Origin of the sequence: Nocardia panacis, assembly GCF_003598715.1 — a bacterium.
Taxonomy (GTDB): Bacteria; Actinomycetota; Actinomycetes; order Mycobacteriales; family Mycobacteriaceae; genus Nocardia; species Nocardia panacis.
This window is the reverse complement of record NZ_QZFU01000019.1, coordinates 413760-439227: the sequence shown is the minus strand read 5'-3', so window position 1 is coordinate 439227 and position 25468 is coordinate 413760. Positions and strand designations below refer to the sequence as shown.

Genomic DNA, 25468 nt, shown 5'->3' with positions numbered 1-25468 from the left:
TCGTCTGTTCCGGTAACCGGGTAGCGACCTAAGAAGGCACCGTTCAGGAGGATCAGTGACTGCCGTAGAGCCCAAGCCAGTCCCTCAATTGGAAGCGACTCGGCCGTTTCCGGCTCGGACCGGGCCGAAGGGTTCCTTCATCTACAAGATGGTCACCACCACGGACCCGAAGGTCCTCGGTGTCATGTACCTGACCACCTCGATGGCCTTCTTCCTCATCGGTGGCCTGATGGCCCTGCTGATGCGCGGTGAGTTGGCGCGTCCCGGCCTGCAGTTCCTCTCGCCCGAGCAGTTCAATCAGCTGTTCACCATGCACGGCACGATCATGCTGCTGTTCTACGCGACGGCGATCGTGTTCGGCTTCGCCAATATCATTCTGCCGCTGCAGATCGGCGCCCCCGACGTCGCCTTCCCACGCCTGAACGCCTTCAGCTACTGGCTCTACGCCTTCGGCGCGACCATGGCCACGGCGGGTTTCATCACCCCCGGCGGCGCGGCGGACTTCGGCTGGACGGCCTACGTCCCGCTGACCGACATCCTGCATTCGCCGGGTGTCGGCACCGACCTGTGGATCCTGGGCTTGGCCGTCTCCGGTCTGGGCACCATCCTCGGCGGTGTCAACATGCTCACCACCGTGGTCTGCCTGCGCGCGCCCGGTATGACCATGTTCCGCATGCCGATCTTCACCTGGAATATCGCCGTCACCAGCGTGCTGATCCTGCTGGCCTTCCCGCTGCTGACCGCGGCCCTGTTCGGCCTGGCCTACGACCGTCACCTCGGTGGCCACATCTACGATCCGGCGACCGGCGGCATCCTGCTCTACCAGCACCTGTTCTGGTTCTTCGGCCACCCCGAGGTGTACATCATCGCGCTGCCGTTCTTCGGCATCGTCTCCGAGATCTTCCCCGTCTTCAGCCGTAAGCCGATCTTCGGTTACACCACGCTGGTTTACGCCACGCTGGGTATCGCCGCGCTGTCGATCGCGGTGTGGGCGCACCACATGTACGCCACCGGCGCGGTGCTGCTGCCGTACTTCTCGTTCATGACCTTCCTCATCGCGGTGCCCACCGGCGTGAAGTTCTTCAACTGGATCGGCACCATGTGGCGGGGTCAATTGACCTTCGAATCACCGATGCTGTTCTCGGTGGGCTTCCTGGTCACCTTCCTCTTCGGCGGATTGTCCGGTGTCATCCTGGCCAGCCCGCCGCTGGACTTCCACGTCACCGACACCTACTTCGTGGTCGCCCACTTCCACTACGTGCTCTTCGGCACCATCGTGTTCGCCACCTACGCGGGCATCTACTTCTGGTTCCCCAAGATGACCGGCCGCATGCTGGACGAGCGCTTGGCCAAGTGGCACTTCTGGACCACCTTCATCGGGTTCCACACCACCTTCCTGGTGCAGCACTGGCTGGGCGCCGAGGGTATGCCGCGCCGCTACGCCGACTACCTGCCCAGCGACGGATTCACCACGCTGAACACCATTTCCACCATCGGCGCCTTCATCCTGGGCGCGTCGATGCTGCCGTTCCTGTGGAACGTCTTCAAGAGCTACCGCTACGGCGAGGTCGTCACGGTCGACGATCCGTGGGGCTACGGCAACTCCCTGGAGTGGGCCACCTCCTGCCCGCCGCCGCGGCACAACTTCTACGAGCTGCCGCGCATCCGCTCGGAGCGTCCCGCCTTCGAGCTGCACTACCCGCACATGATCGAGCGCATGCGCGCCGAGGCGCACGTGGGCTGGGGCTCGGGCAAACACGCCACCGAGGTCCACGAGGGCGCGGTAGCTACCAAGTAGCAGTCGAATAAGGGGTGTGCACCCGCTGGGCCATCAGCGGGTGCACACTCGTTTGTGGAGAGAATTTCCGCCCGAGCGAACTGACAACGGGGTCGAGCACAGGGACGGCAAATCGTGATTCTTGGAGCTGATGTGGCCGACACCACCGTTCTCGTCACCGTCACCGGACCCGACCGGCCCGGCGTCACCTCGGTACTGCTCGCGGCCATGTCGCGACACCAGGTGAGCCTGCTCGATGTCGAACAGGTCGTCATCCGGGGCAAACTCACCCTCGGCGTGCTCATCACCTGCCCGAATGATCCCGAGTCGCTACAGGACGAACTCGAGGAGGCGATGAACACCGTCGGCATGCACGTCGATGTCGAGGTGGACGCCACGTCGGTGCGCCAACCCGTGTCGACCCACGCCGTGGTCGTCCTGGGCAATCCGGTCACCGCCCGCGCCTTCAGCGCCATCTCCCGGCGGTTGGCGGCGCTCGGCGCGAATATCGATTCCATCCGCGGGATCGCCGACTATCCCGTCACCGGGATGGAGCTGTTGGTCACCGCCACCGACACCGGGGCCGACACCGATTCGAGCCTGCGCACCGCGCTGGCCGACGTGGCGGTGGCCGAGCGGGTCGACGTGGCCGTGGAGCGGGCCGGACTGGCGCGACGCAACAAGCGGCTCATCGTTTTCGATGTGGACTCCACCCTGATCCAGGGCGAGGTCATCGAGATGCTGGCCGCGCACGCGGGGGTGGAGGACGAGGTCAGGCGGGTCACCGAGGCGGCCATGCGCGGCGAGCTGGATTTCGCCGAATCGCTGCGGCAGCGGGTGGCGACGCTGGCCGGTTTGGACGAGTCGGTGATCGAGGAGGTCGCCGAGCGGATCGAGTTGACGCCAGGCGCGCGTACCACCATTCGCACGCTGCGCAGGCTCGGATTCCGGTGCGGTGTGGTCTCCGGCGGTTTTCGGCAGGTGATCGAGCCGCTGGCGCACGAACTGGAATTGGATTTCGTCCAGGCCAATACGCTCGAGATCCGCGACGGGCGACTCACCGGGCGGGTCACCGGCGAGATCGTCGACCGCGCGTACAAGGCCACGGCGCTGCGCAAGTTCGCGGCCGAGGCCGGGGTGCCGATGGAGCAGACGGTGGCCGTCGGCGACGGCGCGAACGATATCGACATGCTCAACGCGGCGGGTCTCGGTATCGCCTTCAACGCCAAACCCGCGCTGCGCGAGGTGGCCGACGCGGCGCTGTCGCATCCGTTCCTGGACGCGGTGCTGTTCATTCTCGGCGTCACCCGCGACGAGGTGGAGGCCGCCGACGCGCGCGACGGACTGCTGCGCCGGGTGCCGCTGGGCTGAGTGGGTGGTCGGGGCGCGTCGGTAGGCTGGCCCGGACACTGCTCATTCGGCGATCGGAGGACGGGTGCGCGAGGCCCTGGTTGTAGTGCTGCTCGGGGTGAGCCTGGTGGCCTGCGGCAAGAACGACGGCAGGGCCGAGGCCCCGCCCGCCGCTGTCGCGGTCACCGAGACCGACAGCGGCCAGGAGCGCACCCTGCGGCCGGGTGAGGCGTTGAGCGTCACCCTGCCCGCCAATCCGAGCACCGGATACGCCTGGCGCATAGCCGATCTCGACCGGAACGTGCTCGGCGAGGACGGCGACCCGGACTACCGTCCCGATCCGAAGACGCCCGTGGCGCCGGGCTCGGGCGGAACCGCGGTGCTGCGGTTCGTCGCCAAGGATCTCGGCGCCACCCGGCTCAATCTCGACTACTCGCGTCCGTGGGAGCAGGGGATGGAACCGGCGCAGAAGTTCTCGCTCACGATCAAGGTGCTGTGATGTCGGAGCTCGACTGCGAGACCGAGGGTTTCCGCCTGCGCTACGCGGAATTGGCCGCGGGATACGGCGACAGAGCGGACCCGGCCGATCCGGCGCATGTGCAGGCCATGCAGTTGGTGCTGCACCTGCCCAAGGCGGACCCGCCGGCGCGCAGCGCGCTGCTCGCGGCCGCGGCCACCGCGACCGTCGAGCTGTGCATGGACGAGCGAGTCGGACCGGACGGGGAGTGGTCGCAGCGCTATCTCGCCTGGAAGCGGTCGCGAATTCGCAAGGTGGCCAGGCGGGCTCGCGGCGCGCAGTGGGTCGCGGCCACCGAGGTCGCCGGGGTCACCGCCGAGGTGGCGGGCGCGCAGGCCCGTGCCTTCGTGCCCGGTCCGGTGGGGGAGGTGGATCCGCGAATTCGACGCCTCCAGATCGGCGGCACCGATCTGGAACACGATGATCCCGGACCCGCCGATCCGAATCTGCCGGTGCTGTGGGTGAATTCGGCGCTGGGGATGACCCTCGGCAAGGCCGCCGCCCAGGTGGGGCACGCGAGCATGCTGCTGGCGGGCGCGCTGGATCTCGATGCGGTGCGGCACTGGTCGGAACTCGAATTCCGCTGCGCCGTGCGGGAAGCCGATGCCGACCGGTGGCGCGGGTTGTGCGAGCGGGTCCGGCTCGGCGCCGCCACCGCGGTGCGCGACGCGGGTTTCACCGAGGTCGCGCCCGGCTCGATGACGGTCATCGCGGCGCCCGCCGCGCAGTGGCGCAGCCGGATAGGGGGACTGCACCCGCCACATATCCGGGTTCCGGGGCGCTGAACGGGATGCGAGTCGCAAACTCGGTATCCGTTGGACCGAAACGGGTATGACTGGGATGCAGGGGTCGAGGGAAGGGATCGCGGTCTCATGACGACGCTACTGGTAGTCCTGGCCATCTGGGCGGTGTGCTCGGTGCCAATCGCGCTGATCGTCGCCCGCCTGTTCCGCTCGCGGGACCCGGAGGGTTCCGACCACCCGAATATCCGTGGCGGCCAGGGCCTTTCCCCCGGTCGCCGGCTGCCCGACCACAACGGCACCTGTCGCTGACCCCCCGTCTGCCCGGAACGATCCGGCGCGCCCCCCGCCCGCGGTGGCACGCAGGGTGCGAGGTGGGCCAAGATGGAGCGCGTGTCGCAACCCGATCCCGATCTTCTTATCGACTTCACCGACGTCAAGATCCGACGCTCGGGCCGCACCCTGGTCGGCCCGGTCACCTGGCAGGTCGAACTCGACGAACGCTGGGTGATCCTCGGCCCGAACGGCGCGGGCAAGACCTCGCTGCTGCGGATCGCCGCGGCCGATATCCATCCCACCTCCGGCAAGGCCCACCTGCTCGGCGAGCGGCTCGGCCGGGTCGATATCAGTGAACTGCGTCCGCGCATCGGATTGTCCTCGGCGGCCGTGGCCGCGCGGGTGCCGACGGAGGAGAAGGTCGGCGATCTGGTGGTCTCGGCCGGGTACGCGGTGCTCGGCCGCTGGCGGGAGCGCTACGACGAGGTCGACACCGAGCGCGCCATCGACATGCTGGAGAGTCTCGGCGCCGAACATCTGCACGACCGCACCTACGGCACCCTGTCGGAGGGCGAGCGCAAGCGGGTGCTGATCGCCAGGGCGCTGATGACGGATCCGGAACTGCTGCTGCTCGACGAGCCTGCCGCCGGACTGGATCTGGGCGGTCGCGAGGAGTTGGTGGAGCGGCTCGGCGATCTGGCCGCCGATCCGGATTCGCCCGCGATCGTGCTGGTCACCCATCACGTCGAGGAGATCCCGCCGGGTTTCACCCACGGGCTGCTGCTCAACGAGGGCGAGGTGGTCGCTGCGGGCTTGCTGTCGGATGTGCTGACGGCCGAGAATCTGAGCGGCGCGTTCCGTCAGTCGATCACGCTGGATCAGGTGGACGGCCGCTACTTCGCTCGACGCAAGGCCCGCGCGGGCAGGCATCGCACGAATTGACTGGTTGACGCCGTATAGCGACCGCGCGTTATGGTGCAGTTGTGAGTGAGATAACTGCGGTGCCGCCCAAGGACGCCTCGACGGTGATGCTGGTGCGCGACGGCGGGCACGGTCCCGAGGTCTTCCTGCAGCGTCGCGTCGGCGCGATGGCCTTCGCTGCGGGGATGACGGTCTTCCCCGGCGGCGGCGTCGACCCCACCGACGGCTCCGCCGAGATCGCTTGGGCCGGTCCGGAACCCGCCTGGTGGGCCGAACGCTTCGCCACCTCCGAGGCGCGGGCCAAGGCGCTGGTGTGCGCGGCGGTGCGGGAGACCTTCGAGGAGTGCGGCGTGCTGTTGGCCGGGCCGAGGGCCGAATCCGTCGTGGCCGACACCTCCGGCTATCAGGAGGCCAGGGGCCGCCTGGAGCGCCGTGAGGTGTCGCTGGCGGCCTTCCTCGCACAGGAGCGGCTGGTGCTGCGCGCGGATCTGCTTCGGCCGTGGGCGAATTGGATCACCCCCGTGGTGGAGCCGCGCCGCTACGACACCCGGTTCTTCCTCGCCGTGCTGCCCGAGGGCCAACGCGCCGACGGCGCCACCTCCGAGGCCGCAGAGGTGAACTGGCGCACCCCCGCCGCCGCACTGGCGGGTTGGCGGGCGGGCGCGGACATCCTGCTGCCGCCCACCTGGGCGCAGTTGGTCGCGCTCGGCGAATTCGCCACCACTGCGGCAATGCTGGCGCAGGAGCGGGTCATCGAGCCGATCATGCCGGAGTTCGTCGGACACAATGGCGGTGCGGTGCTGCGCTTCCCGAACGGCGAGCGCTATTTCGCCGATCTGCCCGATGTCGAACAGCTCAGGAGCGTCCTGCCGGACTGAATGACGTAGCGTGCCTGCCATGGCCGAATTCGTCACCGTCGATCTGCCGGATACCGGAACGCGCGGGGTCGCCGTGCTGCGGCTGGCGCGCCCGCCGCTGAACCTGCTGAACGTCCAGTTGGCGCGGGAGGTGGCGGCGGCGGCCGAGGCGATCGCCGCGCAGCCGCGGGTGGCCGCGGTCGTGGTCTACGGCGACGAACGGGTGTTCTGCGCGGGTGACGATCTGGCCGAACTGGCCGACCTCGATGTCGCGACGGCGCGGGCCTTGGCCGGGGATCTGCAACGCGCCCTGTCCTGCCTGGCCCGGCTGCCCCGGCCGACGGTCACGGCCATCAGCGGCTACTGCCTCGGCGGCGGCCTGGAGTTGGCGCTCGGCGCGGATCGCCGCATCATCGGCGACAATGTCAAACTCGGTCTGCCGCAGATCAAAGCGGGCCTCATCCCGCTACAGGGCCCGGGCCGACTGGCCCGGCTGATCGGCGAGTCCGCCGCCAGGGATCTGGTCTACACCGGCCGCTTCGTCGAGCCGGATGAGGCGCTGACCCTCGGCTTGGTGGACGCGGTGGTCCCGCCCGACGATGTCTTCACCGCCGCCATGACGTGGGCGACCGGTTTCCTCGATGCCCCCACCCGTGCCCTCGCGGCGGCCAAGGCCGTCTTCGCGGCAGGCCCGGCGGACGCGGAGCGCGCGCGCAGCGAGTGGGCCGAGTTGTTCGACACCGAGGATCTGCGGGCAGGTGCCCGCTCATACGTCGCCGACGGACCCGACTGCGTGACCTTCATCGGGCGTTAGTCGGGCGTATCGGTACTCTTCCCCTTCATGACGGTTCACCCCGACGACCCCGCGCCGCACCCGCACGCCACCGAGGCCGAGGTCGAGGCAGCATTCAAGGATACGAAGCTCGCCCAGGTGCTCTACCACGACTGGGAGGCCGAGACCTACGACGACAAATGGTCCATCTCCTACGACGAGCGCTGTATCGAATACGCCCGCGGCCGCTTCGACGCCGCGGTCGGCCCGGCCCCGCTGCCGTACGGGCGCGCCCTCGAATTGGGTTGTGGCACCGGCTTCTTCCTGCTGAACCTGATACAGGCCGGGGTGGCCGCGTCGGGTTCGGTCACCGACCTGTCGCCGGGCATGGTGAAGGTCGCCCTGCGTAACGCCGAGCATCTGGGCCTGGACGTGGACGGTCGCGTCGCCGACGCCGAGACCATCCCGTACGAGGACAACACCTTCGATCTGGTGGTCGGCCACGCCGTACTGCATCACATCCCGGATGTGGAATTGGCGCTCAAAGAGTGCCTGCGGGTGCTCAAGCCCGGTGGGCGTCTGGTCTTCGCGGGTGAGCCGACGACCGTGGGCAATTTCTACGCCCGCTGGCTGGGGCGGATCACCTGGAAGGCCACCATCGAGGTGACCAAGCTGCCGTTCCTGGCGGGTTGGCGGCGCTCGCAGGAGGAGTTGGACGAATCCTCGCGCGCCGCGGCGCTGGAGGCCGTGGTGGACCTGCACACCTTCGATCCGCGCGATCTGGAGACGATGGCGCGCTCCGCGGGCGCGGTCGAGGTCAAGGCCACCACCGATGAGTTCGCGGCGGCGCTGTGGGGTTGGCCGGTGCGCACCTTCGAGGCCGCGGTGCCCGCCGAGAAGCTGACGTGGCGCTACCGGATGGCCATGTATCGGGCCTGGCTCGGGCTGAGCTGGCTGGACGAGAATGTCATGCGCCGCTTCGTGCCGCGGCAGTTCTTCTACAACGCCATGATCACGGGCGTGAAGCCGGAAGGCAGCGTTGTATTGAAAGGCGAAGAGGGCGAGTAGATGGCCTACGGCTTCGGCCGCGCCGATATCGCCTATTTGGTCGGCGCGGCGGGTAGCGCCGCGCTGGCGCAGGCGGCGCGGTTGGAGTTGACGCCCGCGACGCTGCTGCGCGATCTGGAGCGGCTGCGGCGCGCCTACGGCGCGCACGCGCCCGCCTTGGTGGAGACGGTCCGGCTGCGGCGGCGGGCCGCCGCGAAACTGGCCGACACCGAGCAGTGGCTGTTCACCGATGACGCCTTGCAGCAGGCGACGCCGACGGCGGTGGCTCGCCATCGTGCGGCCCGCCTGGCCGGTCGCGCGGTGCACGATGTGACCTGCTCGATCGGCGCGGAGCTGGCCGAACTGCGCAGGACCTGTCCCGCCGTGGTGGGCAGCGATCTGGATCAGGTGCGTCTGGATATGGCCGCGCACAATCTCGGTGACGCTCGAAATATCTTGCTGGCCAAGGCGGATGCCCTGGTTCCGGTCAGCCGCGCCGCGGTGGTGGTGGCCGATCCGGCGCGGCGCGCCGACGGGCGGCGCACCCACGACCCGGCCAAGCTCCAACCGCCGCTGCCCGATCTGCTCGCGGCCTATCCCGGTCGGGATCTGGTCGTGAAATGCGCTCCCGGTTTGGATTTCGACGCACTCGACTGGGCGGGCGAGGTCGAGGTGGTCTCGCTCGACGGCGCGGTGCGCGAGGCGTGCCTGTGGTCGGCCGGACTGTCCGAATTCGGAATAACCCGGCGCGCCACCGTACTTCGGGCAGGTCGAGTCGAAACCGTCACCGACGCCGACCCTTCCGACATTCCGGAGCGCGAGCCCGGCGAGTGGATCGTCGATCCGGACGGGGCGGTGGTGCGCGCCGGGCTGGTGCGCCACTATGCCGCCAGATACGGCCTGTGGCAACTGGATCCGCGTATCGCGTACCTCACCGGCGACCGGGTCCCCGAAGGGATGCGCGGCTTCCGCGTCCTGGACCGACTCGACCTGCGCGAGAAGACCCTGCGCGCGGAATTGCGCCGCCGCGACTGCGGGCAGTTGGAGATCATGACCAGGGGCGTGGACATCGATCCCGACCAGCTGCGCCGTCGACTGAAACCCGAAGGCACGCGACCCTATACGCTGGTGCTGACCCGAATCGGTCGCACCCCCGCCGCCTTTCTGTGCGCCGCTACTGCTCCAACTTCTTGACGATCTTCTGCACCGTCAGCCAGGTGCGGGTGGTGATGTCCTTGCCGTAGCGCTTGTCGAGTCGGGCCATGTAGGCGGTGGTGGGTCCGGTGCTGTCGTCGACGACTGCCAGGATGGCGCGCGCCGCCGGGTCGATGCGGACGATGCGGACCAGGGGATCATCGAAATCCGATATCTCGGTGGGGATTTCGGCGGACTTGAAGAAGGTGGCGACGAGATAGGTCGCACGGGAGTGGGTCAGCCCGTGGAACGGATCGCTGTCCACCAGCGCCCGCAGTTCGGCGTACTCGCGCACGATGGTGCCGCCCGCAATGCCGAGTTCGGCATTGAGCGCCCGCTGGATTCGGGTCTCCAGGGCGGCGGCGTCGGTCGACTCGGTGCGGAACACCAGATTGCCGCTGGCCAATAGCGAGCCGACGCCCTCGAAGCCCAAGCCGTCCAGGACGCCGCGCAGCTTGGCCCCGGTCATATTCGGATTGGACGGCATGATGCCGCGCAGTAGCGCGGCGTAGCGATTGGTCACTGCCTAGCCCGTCTTCGCGCCGTTTTTCTTGCGCTCGATATCCTCGAGCGCCGCAAGGTATTTCGCGCGCTCCTCCGCCCCCGCCTCCCAGGCGGCCTTGCGATTCTTGACCACTTTGGCCGGCGCGCCGACGGCGATGCTGTAGTCGGGGATCTCGCCCTTCACCACCGCGTGCGCGCCCAGCACGCAGCCGCGGCCGACGCGGGTGTCGCGCAGCACCGTCACCTTGGCCGCGACCCAGGTATCGGGTCCGATGCGGACCGGACTCTTGACGATGCCCTGATCCTTGATCGGCATATTTATGTCGTCCATGCGGTGGTCGAAATCGCAGATGTAGCACCAGTCGGCGACCAGCGTCGACTCGCCGATCTCGATATCGAGGTAGGTGTTGACGACATTGTCCTTGCCGAAGACCACCTTGTCGCCGATGCGCAGCGAACCCTCGTGGCAGCGAATGGCATTGCCGTCGCCGATGTGCACCCAGCGGCCGATCTCCATGCGCGCCAACTCCGGGGTGGCGTGCACCTCGACCCCGCGGCCCAGGAACACCATGCCGCGCAGCACGATATGCGGATTGGCCATCTTGAACTTGAACAGCCGGTAGTAGCGCACCAGATACCACGGCGTGTACGCGCGGTTGGCGAGCACCCAGCGCAGCGATGCCGCGGTCAGAAATCGCGCCTGCTGCGGATCGCGCCTGCGCGAACCGCGCCACCGCGAGCGCAGCGGTGCGCCCCACATGCTCGTCACGGACTTGTCTCCTGTCGTGGTCTGATGGTTCCGAGGGTAATGGGTACACGCGCGCCCGCGGCGAGCCCTCCCGTACAGTGGCTCGCGGCGAAACAGTGGCTCGCGGCGAAGCAGTGTCCCGCATCGACGACAGGGAGTGCAGCAGGGTGCGTAGCGGCGGCGTTCTGGCAAGTCCCGTGCTCGCGGCGATGTCGATGGTCGGCGTGCTCGCCCTATCCGCCTGCGGCGCCACCACCACCGACGACATCACCGTCGGCCCCGGAAAGGGTTGGCCCGCCGCCTATCACGACGGCCGCGCCAGCGGCACCAGCCCGGTGGTCGGTTCGCGCAAGGTGACGCTGAACTGGGCGCGCCCGCTCGGTGGTCCGATCGCCCAGCCCGTCACCATCGGTCCGGACGGGCAGATGTTCGTCACCACCCGCACCGCCACCTGCTCGATCTATTCGTTGCAGATGGCCACCGGCCGCAAACGCTTCTGCAATCCGATCACTCCGGATTCGCCCATGGCGAGCGCGGTCTCCGCGCCGACGGCCGTCGACGGCACGACGAATGTCTATGTGGGCGACGACGGCTCGATGAATTCGTTCAACTATCTGGGTCAGCCGCGCTGGCGCACGCCGGTGGCGGGTGTGCCGATCGCCGCCCAGTTCACCGCCGACGGAAATCTGCTGTCGATCACCCAGACCGGTCAGGTCGATGTGCTCAACCGCCAGACCGGCGCGCGCGTCACGCCCACCCTGCAACTGCTCGGCGAGCCGGACCCGCTGGCCGTGCCGGACCTGATCCGCCCGGCCTCGGCGCAGGGCATGGACGACTGCAGGCTCGGTGGTCCGCAGTGCCCGGTGGCCACCAATGCCGCCGTCGACCCGCGATCCGGCCGCATCTACGTGACGCTGTGGCAGCCGGGCCATCCCGCCGCGGCGCTGGTCGCGCTGCGCTACCACGACGGCAAGGTCGAACGCGAGTGGTTCGCAGAAATGCTCACCAGGGGCGCGTCCGCGGGACCCACACTCTCCGCCGACGGCCGCACCGTCTACGTGGGCGACAATTCCGCCCGCCTCATCGCCGTCGATACCGCCAGTGGCGCGACCCGCTGGGTGCGGCAGTTGGAATTCGTTGCGCGCGGCGGGATCTCGGTCGCCGAGGACGGTCGGATCATCCCGGCGGGCGACGACGGCTACCTGCTGGCCCTGCGCGACGCGGGCGACCGGGCCGAGAACCTCTGGGAGCGCAAGGATCTCGCGCTGCGCGGCACCCCGGTCCAGACCGCGGGCAATACCGGTTACACGGTGGCGGCCATCGGCGATGGCCTGAACCTGATCACCTTCGACACCAAATCCGGCGCCACCGTGGATTCCGAACTGCTGCCCGACGCGCTGGGCTCCACCACCGGCCCGGCGATCGGCCCGCAGGGCGAGGTGGTGGTCGCCACCCGCATCGGCGAGGTGTTCGTCTTCAAACCGAACAGCTAGGCCCTAGGCCCTGGGCCGCTACTTCGGATCGCGTTCCGGCAGTGGGCGTTCCACGATATTCGGCCGTCCGAGCGGATTGCGCACCCGACGCTTGGCCGCGCTGTAGACCTGCGTGGTCTCCGCCGCCACCACCTCCCAGGCGAAATCGGCGGTGAGGCGTTCGCGCGCGGCGTACGCACGCTGCTGTGCCGCCGCCGGATCGTCCAGGGTGGCGCGGACGGCCTGCACCAGCCCGTCGATATCGGCCGGTTCGAAAGAGGCCCCGGTGACGCCGTCGATGACGGCCTCGCCGAGCCCGCCCGCCGTGGCGGTGACCAGCGGGGTGCCCGCCGCCGCCGCCTCCAGCGCGACGATGCCGAACGGTTCGTAGCGGCTGGGCAGCACGATGGCGTCCGCGCCGTGCAGCCAGCCCAGCAGTTGTTCGTGGCCGAGTTGACCCGCGAAGGTGACCGCTCTGGCCACCCGGTGCACCCTGGCCCGCTCGCGCAGCCACTCGAACTGGGTGCCGACGCCCGCGACGGTCAGCGTGGTGCCCGGATGGGCGCGACGGATGCGCGGCAGCGCGGCGATGGCGTCCTGGACGCCCTTCTCGTATTCGAGCCTGCCGACGTAGAGCAGTCGGGGCGGGCCGGAGCGCGGGGCGCGCGGCCGAAAGGTCCACGCGCCCACGTCGATTCCATTGCGGATGACGGTCATGGGGATGCGTTCGGCCCCGTAGAGCCGCGCCACCTCGTCCTGCATGGAGGTCGAGCAGGTGATGAGCGCGTCGGATTCGTTGGCCAGCCACCACTCCACCGAATGCACCTGTCGGTTGACCCGGCCCGCGACCCAACCGCTGTGCCTGCCCGCCTCGGTGGCGTGGATGGTCGATACCAGTGGCACGTCGTAGTACTCGGCCAGCGCGATGCCCGGATGCGCGACCAGCCAGTCGTGGGCGTGCACCACATCGGGGGTCCAGCCGTCGCCGATACCGGGTTTGCCCAGTGCGATGCCCGCGCGCACCATGGCGTGGCCCATGGCCAGGGTCCAGGCGAGCATGTCCGCGCCGAAGTCGAAGCACGGCGGGTCCTCGGCCACCGCGACCACCAGGACGCCCTCGGCGATGAACGAATGGGTCGGATGGGTGGCGGCATCGGTGCCCGATGGCCGCCGCGACAGGACCACGACCTCGTGACCGGCGGCGGCCAGTTCCACCGCGAGGTGGTGCACGTGTCTGCCGAGGCCGCCGACCACGACCGGCGGGTACTCCCACGACACCATCAAGATCTTCATGCCTGTCCTTCCGCGGGGGCGAGCCGTCGCGCGTCGAGACCGGGAAAGAGTCCGTCGGCCACGCTCCATCCTGCCGCCAACCGACCCGCCTTCGCGAGTTGGCCCGCGCCGAGGGCCGCGGCGATCTCGCGCACGGCGTGCGCGTGCTGGTGCGCGCGGTCGCGGGCGTATCCGGCCGCGGAATCCTTGCTGACCATGAACGCCCAGTCGCTGGAGACGGCGAGGATGGCCTCGCGCAGCACCTGATCGGCCACCCGGTCGCGCAGGGCGGGACCGGCGCCGCGCGTCTTGTCGACGGTGTCGAGTGCGAGCCGCACGATCTCGGCGTTCAGTTCGACCAGATCCCGGACCTGCTCGCCCGCCCAAACCCGCCAGTCCTTGCCGGAACCCCAGGAGGAGTCGGTCAATTCGACCGGTGCGCCGACGAATCCGCGCGCCCTGGCGTCGGCGAGGGTGCCGACGGTGACACCGGCCTCGGGTAGCGCCCGCAGCACCTGCGCCAGCCACTGCGGCCCCTCGTGCCACCAGTGCCCGAACAGTTCGGTGTCGAAGGCGGCGACCACCAGCGCGGGTCGGCCGATGCGCGCCGATTCGGCGATCAGGCGCTCCCGCACGGTGTGCACGAAATCCGCGACATCGCGCGTCACGGCGGCGGCGGCGAGTTCGGGATCGTAGGGGGCCTTGTCCGGACCCGCCACGGTCTTGCCGGTGACCCTGGCGGGTTTCAGGCCGGTCGTGTGGTCGTAGTGGTGGAAGTCGCGGTAGGCGCCGTGGCCCGGATAGCCGGATTTGGGGGACCAGACTCGATAGCTGACCTGGAGGTCGCGGCCGAAGGCGACCACCTCGGAGTCGCGTACCGGCCGCCCGAGGGTGGTCTCGCCGCGCAGCGCGGGTCCGTCCACCATGAAATGCGTCACACCTACGGCGGCGTACTCGGCTTCCATGCCGGGCGTGTAGCCGCACTCCGGCGCCCAGATTCCGGTGGGTGTGCGACCCCAGCGGTGGCGCGCGTCGGCCAGTCCCTCGCGCAGTTGGAAGGTGCGCAGCCTGGGATCGAGCAGCGGCTGGAACGGGTGCGCCAGCGGTCCGCCGAGCAGTTCGATGGTCTCGGCCTCGATCAGCTCGCGCCAGATGGGGGCCGCGCCGTGTCGCCAGTTTTGTTCGAAGTCCGCGGTAGCGGCCGCGGCCAGTCGATGTTCGTGCCTGCCGAGGGCGATATTGCCCGCCATCGAGGCCTCGTCGGCGCGCAACTGCCAGTTGCCCAGCCAGTGGTGCATACCCGCCAGGCAGTGCGGATCGTCGAGCTGGGCGGCGAGCACCGGGGTGATGCCGAGGCTGAGCAGATGCGAACGGCCTTCGGCGGCAAGGGTTCTGAGCACCCGAACAACGGGAAGGTAAGCGGCGGCCCAGGATTGGTAGAGCCATTCCTCGCCGACCGGCCAGCGCCCATGATGGGCCAGCCACGGCAGGTGTGAGTGCAGGACCAGCGCGAACTGGCCGGGTACCGCCGAATCGGTTGACCTCATGCGGGTTTCACCGCGATGGTGACCAGATCCAGGCTCGCATCGATATCGGCCTCGACGAGTTCGAAATCGTCGACGGTGACGGCGGCGACGTCGGCGGTCAGTTCGGCGGGCCATGGCGTGCCCGCCAGCGCCCGCTCGATCTGCGCGTCGATGAACGAGCCGCCGTGTTTGACATCCAGTGCCCGCAGTGCGGGGCCGTGGTGCACGCCCAGCGTCTTCGATACCCGAAAACCAGCCTCGACCAGCAGTTCGGTCAGTTCGGCCGCATTGAGTTCGCGGGTGTGGAACGGGTTGAGCGGCGTATCGCGGCCGGGGGAGAAGGTGATCCGGTTGGGCGTGCTGATGAGCAGTTCGCCGCCGGGGCGCAGCACCCGCAGGCACTCCCGCAGGAATTGCCCCTGATCCCAAAGATGTTCGATGACCTGGAAATTCACCACGACATCGACCGAGGCGTCCGCCAGTGGCAGCGCGGCGAGATTGCCGTGGATCATCTCGACCCTCGGATACCTGGCCCGCACATGCGCCACCGCGCCCGCGTCGTAGTCGACGCCGGTGACCTCGGTGGCCACCTCGGCGATCATGTTCGCGCCGTAACCCTCGCCCGATCCGGCCTCGAGCACTGCTTTTCCCGCGCAGCGGTCGAGCAGTCGGGCGTAGGCGATCTCGTGCCTGCGGAACCAGTAATTCTCCTCGGCTATGCCGGGTACGGTGCGTTCGCCGGTCAGTGGTAGCGGTTCGAGGGCGTCGGCGTCGGTGGCCGGGGCAGGGATCACAGCCTCGCTCATCGGTCCGACGTTACTTGTGGAGCCCGCGCGCGCTGTCGCCAGGGAGTGACCCGCGCGGCAAGTTACCCACGAGTAACTTAACGTAGGGTAATGTTCCGCCCTGAGCTACTCACACGGGCGTACGGCTCCGATCGTGCGACCACCACCACGTGCCACCCAGAACAGGAGGTCGACGAAGACCAATGCCGAACATCGTCGTACTCATCAAGCAGGTCCCCGACACCTGGTCCGAGCGCAAGCTGACCGACGGCGACTACACCCTGGACCGCGAGGCCGCCGACGCCGTCCTCGACGAGATCAATGAGCGCGCCGTCGAGGAGGCGCTGCTGATCAAGGAGGCCCAGGGCGGTGAGGTCACCGTGCTGGCCGCAGGCCCGGACCGCGCCAACGAGGCCATCCGCAAGGCCCTGTCCATGGGCGCGGACAAGGCCATCCACATCAACGACCCGGCCATCCACGGCTCCGACGCCGTGCAGACCGCCTGGGTGCTCGCCTCGGCGCTCGGCCAGATCGAGGGCACCGAACTGGTCATCGCGGGCAATGAGGCCACCGACGGCCGCGCGGGCGCGGTCCCGGCGATCATCGCCGAGTACCTGGGCCTGCCGCAGCTGACCCACCTGCGCAAGCTGACCGTCGACGGCAGCAAGATCACCGGCGAGCGCGAGACCGACGAGGGCGTGTTCAAGCTGGAGGCCACGCTGCCCGCCATCGTCTCGGTCACCGAGAAGATCAACGAGCCGCGCTTCCCGTCCTTCAAGGGCATCATGGCCGCGAAGAAGAAGGAAGTTCAGGTCTTCACCCTGGCCGACCTGGGTGTCGACCCGTCGACCGTCGGCGTCGCCAACTCGGGCACCGCGGTCACCGCCGCCACCCCGAAGCCGGCGCGCACCGCGGGCGAGAAGATCGCCGACGAGGGTGAGGGCGGCAACCGGATCGCCCAGTACCTGATCGCCTCGAAGATCATCTGATCGCGGCACGGCTAGCTGAAACTTCCTAGGAGACAACACACATGGCAGAAGTACTGGTGCTCGTCGAGCACGCCGACGGTGCGATCAAGAAGGTCAGCACCGAACTGCTCACCGCGGCCCGCACCCTGGGCGAGCCCGCGGCCGTCGTGCTCGGTCCGGCAGGCACCGGCGAGAAGCTGGCCGACGCCCTGACCAACGCGGGCGCGGCCAAGATCTACATCGCCGAATCCGACGATGTCGAGGGCTACCTGGTCACCCCGAAGGTCGACGTGCTCGCGGGTCTGGTCGAGTCGACCGCCCCGGCCGCCGTGCTGGTCGCCGCCACCGCCGAGGGCAAGGAGGTGTCGGGTCGCCTCGCCGCCCGCATCGGCTCCGGTCTGCTCATCGACGTCATCGATCTGAAGGCAGACGGCTCGGTCGTGCACTCCATCTTCGGTGGCGCGTTCACCGTCGAGGCCAAGGCCACCGGCGATGTGCCGGTCATCTCGGTGCGCCCCGGCGCCATCGAGGCCGCGCCGCAGGCCGGTGCGGGCGAGCGGGTCACCGTCGAGGTGCCCGCGCAGGAGGACGGCGTGGTCAAGGTCGTCTCGCGCGAGCCGATCGTCGGCGGCGACCGTCCCGAACTGACCGAGGCGGCCATCGTCGTCTCCGGCGGCCGCGGCGTCGGCTCCGCCGACAACTTCGCGGTGGTCGAGGCGCTGGCCGATTCGCTCGGCGCGGCCGTCGGCGCATCCCGCGCCGCCGTCGACTCCGGCTACTACCCTGGCCAGTTCCAGGTCGGCCAGACCGGCAAGACGGTGTCCCCCCAGCTGTACGTCGCCCTGGGCATCTCCGGCGCGATCCAGCACCGGGCGGGTATGCAGACCTCGAAGACCATCGTCGCGGTCAACAAGGACGAGGAGGCCCCGATCTTCGAGATCGCGGACTACGGCATCGTCGGCGACCTGTTCAATGTCACGCCGCAACTGACCGAAGCGGTGAAGGCGCACAAGGGCTGACACCCGCGCGTCCAGACGGCCCCCCGGCGAAATGCCAGGGGGCCGTTGGCATTTCAGCGATGCAAGGTATTCAGCAGCGTCTCCAGAATGGGTGAGCGGCGCGCATCGGCGCGCAACACCGCCGAAACCGGGATCCGCAGACGGTCATCGGCCGGACGCAGCACCACCAACCCCTCGGTGGAACTCTCGGCATAGAGCACCGTCCAGGCATCGGGCCGGTTGATGAGCTCGAGCGAGGCGGTGTGGTCCGGCGGGATGGGCGGGCCGTAGGTCGGTCCGCTGGCCTGCTCGGCAAAGTGCTGGCGAATGATGGTGTGCAGCAGCACCTGCTCCTGTTCCGGCGGCAGCAGCAGCGGGTAGCGGCTCAACTCGGCGAGGCTGACGTGGTCGCGAGTGGCCAGCGGATGTCCGGGCGAGGCGGCGATGACCAGATCCTCCACCCACAGCTGTTCGACGGCGAGCCCCGGCTGATCGACGCTGCCCCGGATCAGCGCCAGATCGCAGTCGCCGTCGGCGACCGCCGCGATGCGCTGCCGGAACGGTTTGATGACGAATTCGATCTCCGCGCCCGAGTGGGTGGCGCGGGTGCTGGCGATGGCCGACAGCGAGCGGGTCGCGAAGGACATGTTGGCCGCCAACCGAACTCGCGGTCCGGAACTGCGCACCGCCGCCCGGATGGCCGACTCGAGGCTGAGCATCTGTTTCGCGAGGGGAAGTAGCCGCGTGGTCGCGTCCGTGGGCACCACCGAGCGGGTCGACCGCTCGAACAGTTGCGCCCCGAGATCGCGTTCCAGCCGGGAGATCTGGTGACTGATCGCCGACTGTGAGATAAAACACCGCGCCGCGGCACCGCTGAAGCTGAGCTCCTCGCACACCGCGACGAAGTAGGTGAGCTGGCGAAGTTCCATCATCGCCTCCCATTCATGACAGATCCAGATAAGAGTCATCTCCATTATGGTCTCTATCCCCTGGAACATCCGCGTTCAAAATGACGGTTGGTAATGAGTGAAGGAGGCTGTCATGCAGTTCGAGGACGCGGGGATCGAAACCGCGGAGGTCGTAATCGTCGGGTCGGGCTTCGGTGGACTCGCCGCGGCCAAGCAATTGGCCAAATCGGGTATCCACCATGTGCTGATCTCCAGCACGCCCGAGCATCTCTTCCAGCCGCTGTTGTACCAGGTAGCGACCGGTGTGCTGGCCTCGGGGGAGATCGCCCCGCCCATCGCGACCGTGCTGCGCAGGCATCGCGAGGCCGATGTGCGCCTCGGGCGGGTCACCGCGATCGACGCCGCGGGCGCGGTGCTGACCTACGAGACTGCCGAGGGGAAGCGTCGCATCCGCTACGGCTCGCTGATCGCGGCCACCGGCGCGAGCCAGTCGTACTTCGGCCGCGACGACTTCGCGGAGAAGACGTACTCGCTCAAGACGATCGACGACGCCAAACTGCTGCGCGCGCAGATCGAGCGCGTCTTCGCCGAGGCCAAGGGCGCCGATGCGCAGACCGCGGCGAGCCTGCTGAGCTTCGTGGTGGTCGGTGCGGGCGCGACCGGCGTGGAGGTCGCGGGCCAGTTGAAGGAACTCGCGCGCAGGCACTACCACCAGGAGATCTCGGTGACCCTGGTCGAGGGCGCAGGCGAGGTGCTGCCCCCGTTCGGCGGCGGACTCTCGGAATACGCGAAGCAGTCGTTGACCCGCGGCGGCGTCGAGGTGCTGGTCGGCACCTTCGTCACCGATATCGAGACCGGCTGGGTCACCGTCAAGGACAAGGCGGGCGAGCAGCGCCGCATCGCCGCCGAGACCGTGGTGTGGTCGGCGGGCGTCCAGGCGGGCGGATTCGCCGAGGTGCTGGCCGAGGCCACCGGCGCGCCGACCGACCGGGCCGGGCGACTGCTCATCAACCAGGACCTCACCGTCGGTGGGCACGCCGATATCTACGCCATCGGCGATATGACCTCGCTCAACGGCTATCCGGGCCAGTCGCCGGTGGCCATGCAGGAGGGCAGGCACGCCGCCGACATCATCCGCCGCAAGAAGCAGCCCGGCACCCCGTTCACCTACTGGGACAAGGGTTCGATGGCGGTGATCAGTCGGTTCAGCGCGGTCACCAAGATCAACGACCGGATCACCTTCAAAGGCTTCCTGGCCTGGTTCGTGTGGCTCGCGGTGCACCTGTTCTACCTGGTGGGCTTCCGCAACCGGTTCGCGGCGGTGCTTTCGTGGCTGGTCGCGTTCATCGGCACCGGGCGACCCGGATTCGCCGAGGCCGAGCGCGAGGCCAAGGTGCTCGAATTGCCCGAGCGGCGCGCCGCTTGATCCGGGCGCGATACCGGGTCGGCGGATTGCGTGAGGGCTCCGTCGCCTCGGTATCGGGCCGGGATCGGGTGTCTATCCGGGTTGTCAGAAGATCGGGTGCGGCACAGTCCGGTCTGGTCGGCTGTGCTCGCGGTTGACGCCGGGTTTGCCGGGCCGGCGGCGGGCGGGCGCAGGGGCCTCGAATGTGGCTCACTACCGGCGCGGAACCGTCCGGCAAGCGAAATGCGCTGGTAGGGCGCTGGAAACGAAAACGAGGCGCGTCCGGTCGGTGAACGGCCGGTGTGACCGTCATCTCGTTCACCGAAGCGGCATCGGGCTGACACTCCGAAGTCGCCCCAACGCAGTGTCGAACCGGTCTCATCACGAATATGACTATTACGTCCGTGTTGACGGCCCCGGCTCGACCGACGGACACCGGGGTGGAACGGTCTCGGTACTCACTGGTCGTGTCCTCCGACGCCGAGCACCGCGCGGCGGCCCAGCGGCTGCGCTACCACGTCTTCGCCAACGAGCCGGGCTTCCGCATCCCGGACGACGGCAGCGGACTCGACGCCGACCGCTTCGACGAGCATTGCGACCACCTGCTGGTGCGCGACGACCGCACCGAGGAGTTCGTCGGCTGCTACCGGATGCTGCCGCCGGACCGGCTCGACGCGGCGGGCGGGTACTACACGGCGACGGAATTCGATCTGAGCCAACTGGATCCGGTCGGTCAGCGGATCGTGGAGATGGGTCGCGCCTGCGTGCTGCCCGATCATCGCAATGGTTCGGTGGTGACCCTGATGTGGGCGGGCATCCTGCACTACATCCAGTTGACCGGATACGACTGGGTGATGGGCTGCGTGTCGGTCCCGATGCGCGACACCGCGGCGGACGCGCCCGGCGTGAACGTGCGCGGTGTGCGCGATCTGCTGCTCGGCCGCCACGGCTGCGATCCCGAGCGCCGGGTGCGCCCGCTGAATCCGGTCGTGGTCGACGGACGAACCCTGGACGAACTGCCCGCCCCCGCGCGACCCAAACTGCCTCCGCTACTGCGTGGCTACCTGCGCCTCGGCGCCGAGATCTGCGGTGAACCCGCACACGATCCGGACTTCGGCGTCGCCGACTTCGTGGTGCTGCTCGGCCTGGACACCATCAACCGCCGGTACCTGCAGCGGTTACAGGGCGCCGCCGCCGGATTCGACGGGCGGTGAGCCCGATGGTCTTCGACGCGCCCCCCGCCGCGCAGGTCCACGCCTGGATGCCGACCAGTCCCTGCGGACCCGGCTGCATCGAATCCGTCGATCAGGTCTCTGGGGCGCGAATGCTGTTGCGCCTCACCGGAATCGCGGGTGTGCTGTTCAGCTACCCGGTGGTCCATGTGTGCACCCCGGCGCGGTCGCGTTCGCGCGTGCAGCGGCGCTATGCGCGAATGCTGCTGCGCTGCCTCGGAATACGACTGCGGATCATCGACAACGGACAGGACGGCTATGGTGCGGGCGCGCTGGTGGTGACCGGACATATCGGCTGGACCGATATCGTCGCGCTGGCCGCCGTACAGCCCGTGGGATTCGTGGCCCGCGCCGACATGATCGACTGGCCGCTGCTGGGCGGCTTGGCTCGATTGATGCGGGTGATCCCCATCGAGCGGGAGCGGTTGCGCGAACTGCCCGAGGTGGTCGGCGCGCTGGCCGAGCGCCTGCGGTCGGGCGATTCCGTCGTGGTCTTCCCCGAGGGCACCACCTGGTGCGGTCGTGCGTACGGGACCATGCGCCCCGCGCTGTTCCAGTCCGCCATCGATGCGGGCGCCCCGGTGCAGCCGGTACGGCTGCGCTACCTCGATCGCGAGGAAACCCAGTGCACGGTACCGGGATTCGTGGGTGTCGACACCTTCGCGAGCTCGGCGCGCCGAGTGCTGGCCACCAGGGGGATGACCGTCGAGATCACCCTCGAACCGGTCGAAGAGCCCGGCGAGGATCGCCGCGAACTCGCCCGCCGCTGCGAACGCGCCGTGCGCGGCGCGGAACTACACCACGGCCACGGCTGGATCGAAGCCACCACGACTCGTGTACAGGATCCCGAGACCGCCGCTGTCGCCGAACCCGCCGTCCGCAGGCCGCGCCGCAGGTTGTTGCCGGGACGACGCCACCGAAGCACCGGTGCGCAGGCGGTTTCGCACGCCGAGTGAACTTCCGCCGACTACCTCGCGGCCCGGTGTGTTGCGCACGCCGGGTCGTTCGCTGTCGAGGGGAAGGGTTCCCAATCGCACCCCACCTCTTGAAATCTGCCTGAATCAAACGGGAGACCGCCCCGGCACCTGATTCATACGATGCCCAGGTGTCAGCTCAGTTGCCGGTAATCGATATCTCGCGATTGCGTGGGTCGGCCGCGGTTCGTGCCGAATTCCTGGACGAATTGCGTTACGCCGCCCACGAGATCGGATTCTTCTATGTGGTGGGTCACGGCGTCCCCGAGCCGTTGACCGCCGGGATCTTCGAGGTGGCGCGGCGCTTCTTCGCGCTGCCACTCGCGTCGAGACTCGAGATCGAGAACATCAATTCGCCCCAGTTCCGCGGCTATACGTCCACCGGGCACGAATACACCGCGGGCGCACCGGACCGGCGCGAGCAGATCGATATCGGCCCCGAGCGGGCGGCCGTGCCGAGCGCACCGGGGGATCCGGTGTGGCGCAGGTTGATCGGCCCGAATCAGTGGCCGACGGCGCTGCCCGACCTGCGCGAGGTGACGCTGGCCTGGCAGGCGCACGCACTGCGGGTCAGTCGAGAGGTGCTGCGCGCCTTGGCCGCCGCCCTCGGTCAAGAAGAGGGCTACTTCGACGCCTGGTTCGACGAGGAGGCGTCCACCCACGTGAAGATCATCCACTATCCGGGCCGGGACACCGAGGACTCGGATCAGGGGGTCGGCGCGCACAAGGATTACGGCTACTTGGCACTGCTGCAACAGGACACGGTCGGCGGACTCCAGGTCGACGGTCCCGACGGCTGGATCGATGTGACACCGATACCGGGCAGCTTCGTCTTCAATATCGGCGAGATGCTGGAGATCGCCACCGGCGGCTACCTGGTCGCCACCAAACATCGGGTGGTGAGTCCGCCCGCAGGAGTGGACCGATACTCGGTGCCGTTCTTCCTCGGCCCGCGGCTCGACGCGGTGGTCGAACCCCTCACGCTGCCCGCAGATCTGGCGGCCAAGGCGCGCGGAGTCAGCCACGAGGCCGACAATCCGCTGCTGGCGCAATACGGCGAGAACGCGGTCGTCGGCTGGTTGCGTTCGCATCCGAAGGTCGCCGACAAGTACTGGTCCGATGTGTTGGAGGCGCGGTCGTGAGCGAGCACTGGGGTTTCGAGACCACACAGATCCACGGCGGCGCGCGCCCGGACAGCGCGACCAGATCGCGCGCCGTCCCGATCTACCAGACCACCTCCTACACTTTCGACGACACGGCCCACGCCGAGAACGCCTTCGCGCTGCGGGATCTGGAATCCCACGTCTACACGCGGGTCTCCAACCCGACCACGGCGGTGGCGGAGGAGCGATTGGCCGCACTGGAGGGCGGTGTGGCGGCGGTCGCGGTGGCCAGCGGTCAGGCGGCGGCCACCCTGGCGCTGCTCACCCTCGCCCGCGCCGGGGACCATATCGTGGCCGCGTCCACGCTGTACGGCGGCACCTACAACCTGCTCGCCTACACCTTCGCCGAACTGGGTATCACCGTCGATTTCGTGCGCGATCCCGACGACGTGGCGCAGTGGCGCGCGGCGATCCGGCCCAACACCAAGGCGCTGTTCGCCGAGACCCTCGGCAATCCGCTCGGCAACGTCCTCGATATCGCGGCGATCGCCGAGGTGGCGCACACCGCGAAAGTGCCACTGGTGGTGGACAATACGGTGCCCACACCCTACCTGCTGCGCCCACTGGAGCACGGCGCGGACGTGGTGGTGCACTCCACCACGAAATTCCTCTCCGGCCACGGCACGGCCATCGGCGGCGCGGTGATCGCGGGCGGGCGCTTCGATTTCGCCGCCGACCCGCGGCGCTGGCCGCAATTCAACGAACCCGATCCCAGCTATCACGGACTCGTATTCACCAGGGAATTCGGCGAACTCGCCTACCCGGTCCGGCTCCGCACCAAACTGCTGCGCGACCTCGGCCCCGCCGTCTCGCCGTTCAACAGCTTCCTGCTGCTGCACGGGCTGGAGACGCTGTCGGTGCGCGTCGAACGCCATGTCGAGAACGCGCGGACCATCGCCGAATGGTTGGCGGCGCGACCGGAGGTGGCGCGGGTGCACTACGCGGCACTGCCCGAAAGCCCGTGGCACGCCGCGGCCGAACGGTACCTGCCGCGCGGTGTCGGCGGTGTGCTGTCCTTCGAGCTGCACGGCGGCTACGAGGCCGGGCGAAAACTGGTGCAACGGCTCGAATTGTTCAGCCACCTGGCCAATATCGGCGATGTGCGCAGTCTGGTGATCCACCCGGCCTCGACCACCCACGCCCAACTCGACGAACGCCAACAGTCCGACAGCGGTGTCACACCGGGTTTGGTGCGGCTGTCGGTGGGTCTGGAATCGGTGTCGGATCTGCTGGCCGATCTCGAGGCGGGTCTCAATGGCTGAATTCTCCGGCGTCGCGGGTCCGATCCACTACGGGCACTGGTCGCCGCCGAATCCGCGGGCGCTGGTGGTCTTCCTGCACGGACTCGGCGAACATATCGGCAGCTACGCGCCTTTCGTCGCGGCGCTCAACGCGGCCGGGATCGCGGTGTGGGCCAACGACCACGCGGGCCACGGCCGCAGCGCAGGCGAACGCGTGCTCATCTCCTCGGTCGACGCCATGGTCGAGGATGCCGCGACATTGGTGGAGCTGGCCAGGGCCGCGCATCCCGAGCCGCCGCTACTGGTGATCGGACATTCGCTGGGCTCCCTGCTGGCCGTGCTGCTGGTGGCCGAACGCGGAATTCCCGCGACGGCTCTGGTGCTGGCGGGCTCTGCCGTCGTCCCCGCACCGGACGCGCCGAACTTCCTGGGCGAACTGCTCGCCAGTGGCGTGGATCCCTGGGAGCTGCGCCGCGATCCGGGCGAGCTGACCAGGCACGAGGGCTACGCCCAGCAGTTGCGTGATGACCCGCTGACCTGGCAGGGCGGGCTGCGCCGCGAAACACTCGCCGCGCTGGTGACCGTGGTGCCGCGCCAGGCCGCCGCGGTGGAAAAGCTGGAGCTTCCAGTGCTTTTCGTGCACGGCGAACAGGACGATATGGCCCCGGTGGCAGGGGTGCGGCGCGCGCTGGAGCTGCTGCCGCAGGCCAGTGCCGCCATTTTCCCCGACGACAGACACAACATTCTCAATGAGCTCGATCGCGAAGACGTCTACCGCGTAGTCGTCGAATTCTGCGCCCGGCACATCTAGATCAGAAGGA

General features: G+C 68.7%; 25 protein-coding genes. 19 read left to right on the top strand and 6 right to left on the bottom strand.

All coding sequences use genetic code 11. The features are described from left to right. Positions 1 to 55 precede the first annotated feature (55 nt). The 10 genes from ctaD (at position 56) to D5S18_RS16760 (ending at position 9451) form a co-directional block, all read left to right on the top strand. Positions 56 to 1798, top strand: coding sequence for an aa3-type cytochrome oxidase subunit I (gene ctaD / locus D5S18_RS16805; RefSeq protein ID WP_120041921.1), 1743 nt, complete (start codon positions 56 to 58; stop codon positions 1796 to 1798). Between the two features lie 132 nt (positions 1799 to 1930). After that, entirely contained in the window at positions 1931 to 3148 is a 1218-nt protein-coding gene (serB, locus tag D5S18_RS16800) for a phosphoserine phosphatase SerB (protein ID WP_203236766.1), read from the top strand. A 64-nt stretch (positions 3149 to 3212) separates the two neighbouring features. After that, a complete protein-coding gene (locus D5S18_RS16795) occupies positions 3213 to 3626 on the top strand; it encodes a protease inhibitor I42 family protein (RefSeq protein WP_158607886.1) in 414 nt (137 codons plus the stop codon). Continuing rightward, complete coding sequence (locus D5S18_RS16790) at positions 3626 to 4429, top strand: aminoacyl-tRNA hydrolase (protein WP_120041919.1); 804 nt, start codon at positions 3626 to 3628, stop codon at positions 4427 to 4429. Before D5S18_RS16795 ends, D5S18_RS16790 begins: the two co-directional genes overlap by 1 nt. Before the next feature lie 87 nt (positions 4430 to 4516). After that, positions 4517 to 4696, top strand: a complete 180-nt coding sequence (locus D5S18_RS16785) for a hypothetical protein (protein ID WP_120041918.1) — start codon at positions 4517 to 4519, stop codon at positions 4694 to 4696. 72 nt (positions 4697 to 4768) lie between these two features. After that, positions 4769 to 5602 carry an ABC transporter ATP-binding protein gene (locus tag D5S18_RS16780; protein WP_120041917.1) on the top strand — a complete coding sequence of 278 codons (834 nt, stop codon included), beginning with the start codon at positions 4769 to 4771 and terminating at the stop codon, positions 5600 to 5602. An 86-nt stretch (positions 5603 to 5688) separates the two neighbouring features. Then, positions 5689 to 6459: an NUDIX hydrolase gene (locus D5S18_RS16775; RefSeq protein WP_239003852.1), complete on the top strand. Its 771-nt coding sequence runs from the start codon at positions 5689 to 5691 to the stop codon at positions 6457 to 6459. 19 nt (positions 6460 to 6478) lie between these two features. Next, positions 6479 to 7252, top strand: a complete 774-nt coding sequence (locus D5S18_RS16770; protein WP_120041915.1) for an enoyl-CoA hydratase-related protein — start codon at positions 6479 to 6481, stop codon at positions 7250 to 7252. A 27-nt stretch (positions 7253 to 7279) separates the two neighbouring features. Further along, on the top strand, positions 7280 to 8278 hold the full coding sequence (locus D5S18_RS16765; protein ID WP_120041914.1) for a class I SAM-dependent methyltransferase: 999 nt from the start codon (positions 7280 to 7282) through the stop codon (positions 8276 to 8278). After that, the gene (locus tag D5S18_RS16760) at positions 8279 to 9451 is read left to right on the top strand and encodes a THUMP-like domain-containing protein (protein ID WP_120041913.1); all 1173 of its coding nucleotides are present in this window, start codon (positions 8279 to 8281) and stop codon (positions 9449 to 9451) included. On the opposite strand, the gene D5S18_RS16755 is transcribed toward D5S18_RS16760, so the two are convergent. Further along, positions 9432 to 9974 carry a DUF1697 domain-containing protein gene (locus D5S18_RS16755; RefSeq protein ID WP_239003813.1) on the bottom strand — a complete coding sequence of 181 codons (543 nt, stop codon included), beginning with the start codon at positions 9972 to 9974 and terminating at the stop codon, positions 9432 to 9434. The two genes, D5S18_RS16760 and D5S18_RS16755, sit on opposite strands and share 20 nt — an antisense overlap. Before the next feature lie 3 nt (positions 9975 to 9977). Further along, the gene (locus tag D5S18_RS16750) at positions 9978 to 10724 is read right to left on the bottom strand and encodes an acyltransferase (protein WP_120041912.1); all 747 of its coding nucleotides are present in this window, start codon (positions 10722 to 10724) and stop codon (positions 9978 to 9980) included. Positions 10725 to 10870: 146 nt separating this feature from the next. Here D5S18_RS16750 and D5S18_RS16745 point away from each other — a divergent pair, with 146 nt between their 5' ends. Next, positions 10871 to 12196: an outer membrane protein assembly factor BamB family protein gene (locus D5S18_RS16745; RefSeq protein ID WP_239003812.1), complete on the top strand. Its 1326-nt coding sequence runs from the start codon at positions 10871 to 10873 to the stop codon at positions 12194 to 12196. Between the two features lie 18 nt (positions 12197 to 12214). Here the strand turns inward: D5S18_RS16745 and D5S18_RS16740 are convergent, their stop codons facing one another. From D5S18_RS16740 to D5S18_RS16730, 3 genes are read right to left on the bottom strand one after another with little or no spacing between them, the layout of a single operon-like run. Beyond that, on the bottom strand, positions 12215 to 13468 hold the full coding sequence (locus tag D5S18_RS16740; protein ID WP_120041911.1) for a glycosyltransferase family 4 protein: 1254 nt from the start codon (positions 13466 to 13468) through the stop codon (positions 12215 to 12217). Then, positions 13465 to 14994: a 1,4-alpha-glucan branching protein domain-containing protein gene (locus tag D5S18_RS16735; protein ID WP_120041910.1), complete on the bottom strand. Its 1530-nt coding sequence runs from the start codon at positions 14992 to 14994 to the stop codon at positions 13465 to 13467. Before D5S18_RS16735 ends, D5S18_RS16740 begins: the two co-directional genes overlap by 4 nt. After that, on the bottom strand, positions 14991 to 15779 hold the full coding sequence (locus tag D5S18_RS16730) for a class I SAM-dependent methyltransferase (RefSeq protein WP_120041909.1): 789 nt from the start codon (positions 15777 to 15779) through the stop codon (positions 14991 to 14993). The genes D5S18_RS16735 and D5S18_RS16730 overlap by 4 nt, the downstream gene beginning before the upstream one ends. Positions 15780 to 15961: 182 nt before the next feature. Here D5S18_RS16730 and D5S18_RS16725 point away from each other — a divergent pair, with 182 nt between their 5' ends. Then, positions 15962 to 16747, top strand: coding sequence for an electron transfer flavoprotein subunit beta/FixA family protein (locus tag D5S18_RS16725; RefSeq protein ID WP_120041908.1), 786 nt, complete (start codon positions 15962 to 15964; stop codon positions 16745 to 16747). A gap of 41 nt (positions 16748 to 16788) precedes the next feature. Continuing rightward, positions 16789 to 17745: an electron transfer flavoprotein subunit alpha/FixB family protein gene (locus tag D5S18_RS16720; protein WP_120041907.1), complete on the top strand. Its 957-nt coding sequence runs from the start codon at positions 16789 to 16791 to the stop codon at positions 17743 to 17745. A 53-nt stretch (positions 17746 to 17798) separates the two neighbouring features. Here D5S18_RS16720 and D5S18_RS16715 read toward each other — a convergent pair whose 3' ends face one another. Continuing rightward, positions 17799 to 18653 carry a LysR family transcriptional regulator gene (locus D5S18_RS16715; protein WP_120042202.1) on the bottom strand — a complete coding sequence of 285 codons (855 nt, stop codon included), beginning with the start codon at positions 18651 to 18653 and terminating at the stop codon, positions 17799 to 17801. A gap of 112 nt (positions 18654 to 18765) precedes the next feature. On the opposite strand from D5S18_RS16715, the gene D5S18_RS16710 reads away from it, so the two are divergent. From D5S18_RS16710 to D5S18_RS16685, 6 genes are all read left to right on the top strand, one after another. Beyond that, the gene (locus D5S18_RS16710) at positions 18766 to 20058 is read left to right on the top strand and encodes an NAD(P)/FAD-dependent oxidoreductase (protein ID WP_120041906.1); all 1293 of its coding nucleotides are present in this window, start codon (positions 18766 to 18768) and stop codon (positions 20056 to 20058) included. Positions 20059 to 20426: 368 nt separating this feature from the next. After that, complete coding sequence (locus D5S18_RS16705; RefSeq protein ID WP_120041905.1) at positions 20427 to 21251, top strand: GNAT family N-acetyltransferase; 825 nt, start codon at positions 20427 to 20429, stop codon at positions 21249 to 21251. Positions 21252 to 21256: 5 nt separating this feature from the next. Then, a complete protein-coding gene (locus tag D5S18_RS16700) occupies positions 21257 to 22225 on the top strand; it encodes a lysophospholipid acyltransferase family protein (RefSeq protein WP_239003851.1) in 969 nt (322 codons plus the stop codon). A 149-nt stretch (positions 22226 to 22374) separates the two neighbouring features. Continuing rightward, a complete protein-coding gene (locus D5S18_RS16695; RefSeq protein WP_239003811.1) occupies positions 22375 to 23385 on the top strand; it encodes an isopenicillin N synthase family dioxygenase in 1011 nt (336 codons plus the stop codon). Then, a complete protein-coding gene (locus D5S18_RS16690; protein WP_120041903.1) occupies positions 23382 to 24668 on the top strand; it encodes an O-acetylhomoserine aminocarboxypropyltransferase/cysteine synthase family protein in 1287 nt (428 codons plus the stop codon). Before D5S18_RS16695 ends, D5S18_RS16690 begins: the two co-directional genes overlap by 4 nt. Next, positions 24661 to 25458, top strand: a complete 798-nt coding sequence (locus D5S18_RS16685; protein ID WP_120041902.1) for an alpha/beta fold hydrolase — start codon at positions 24661 to 24663, stop codon at positions 25456 to 25458. The genes D5S18_RS16690 and D5S18_RS16685 overlap by 8 nt, the downstream gene beginning before the upstream one ends. The last annotated feature ends 10 nt before the right edge of the window (positions 25459 to 25468 follow it).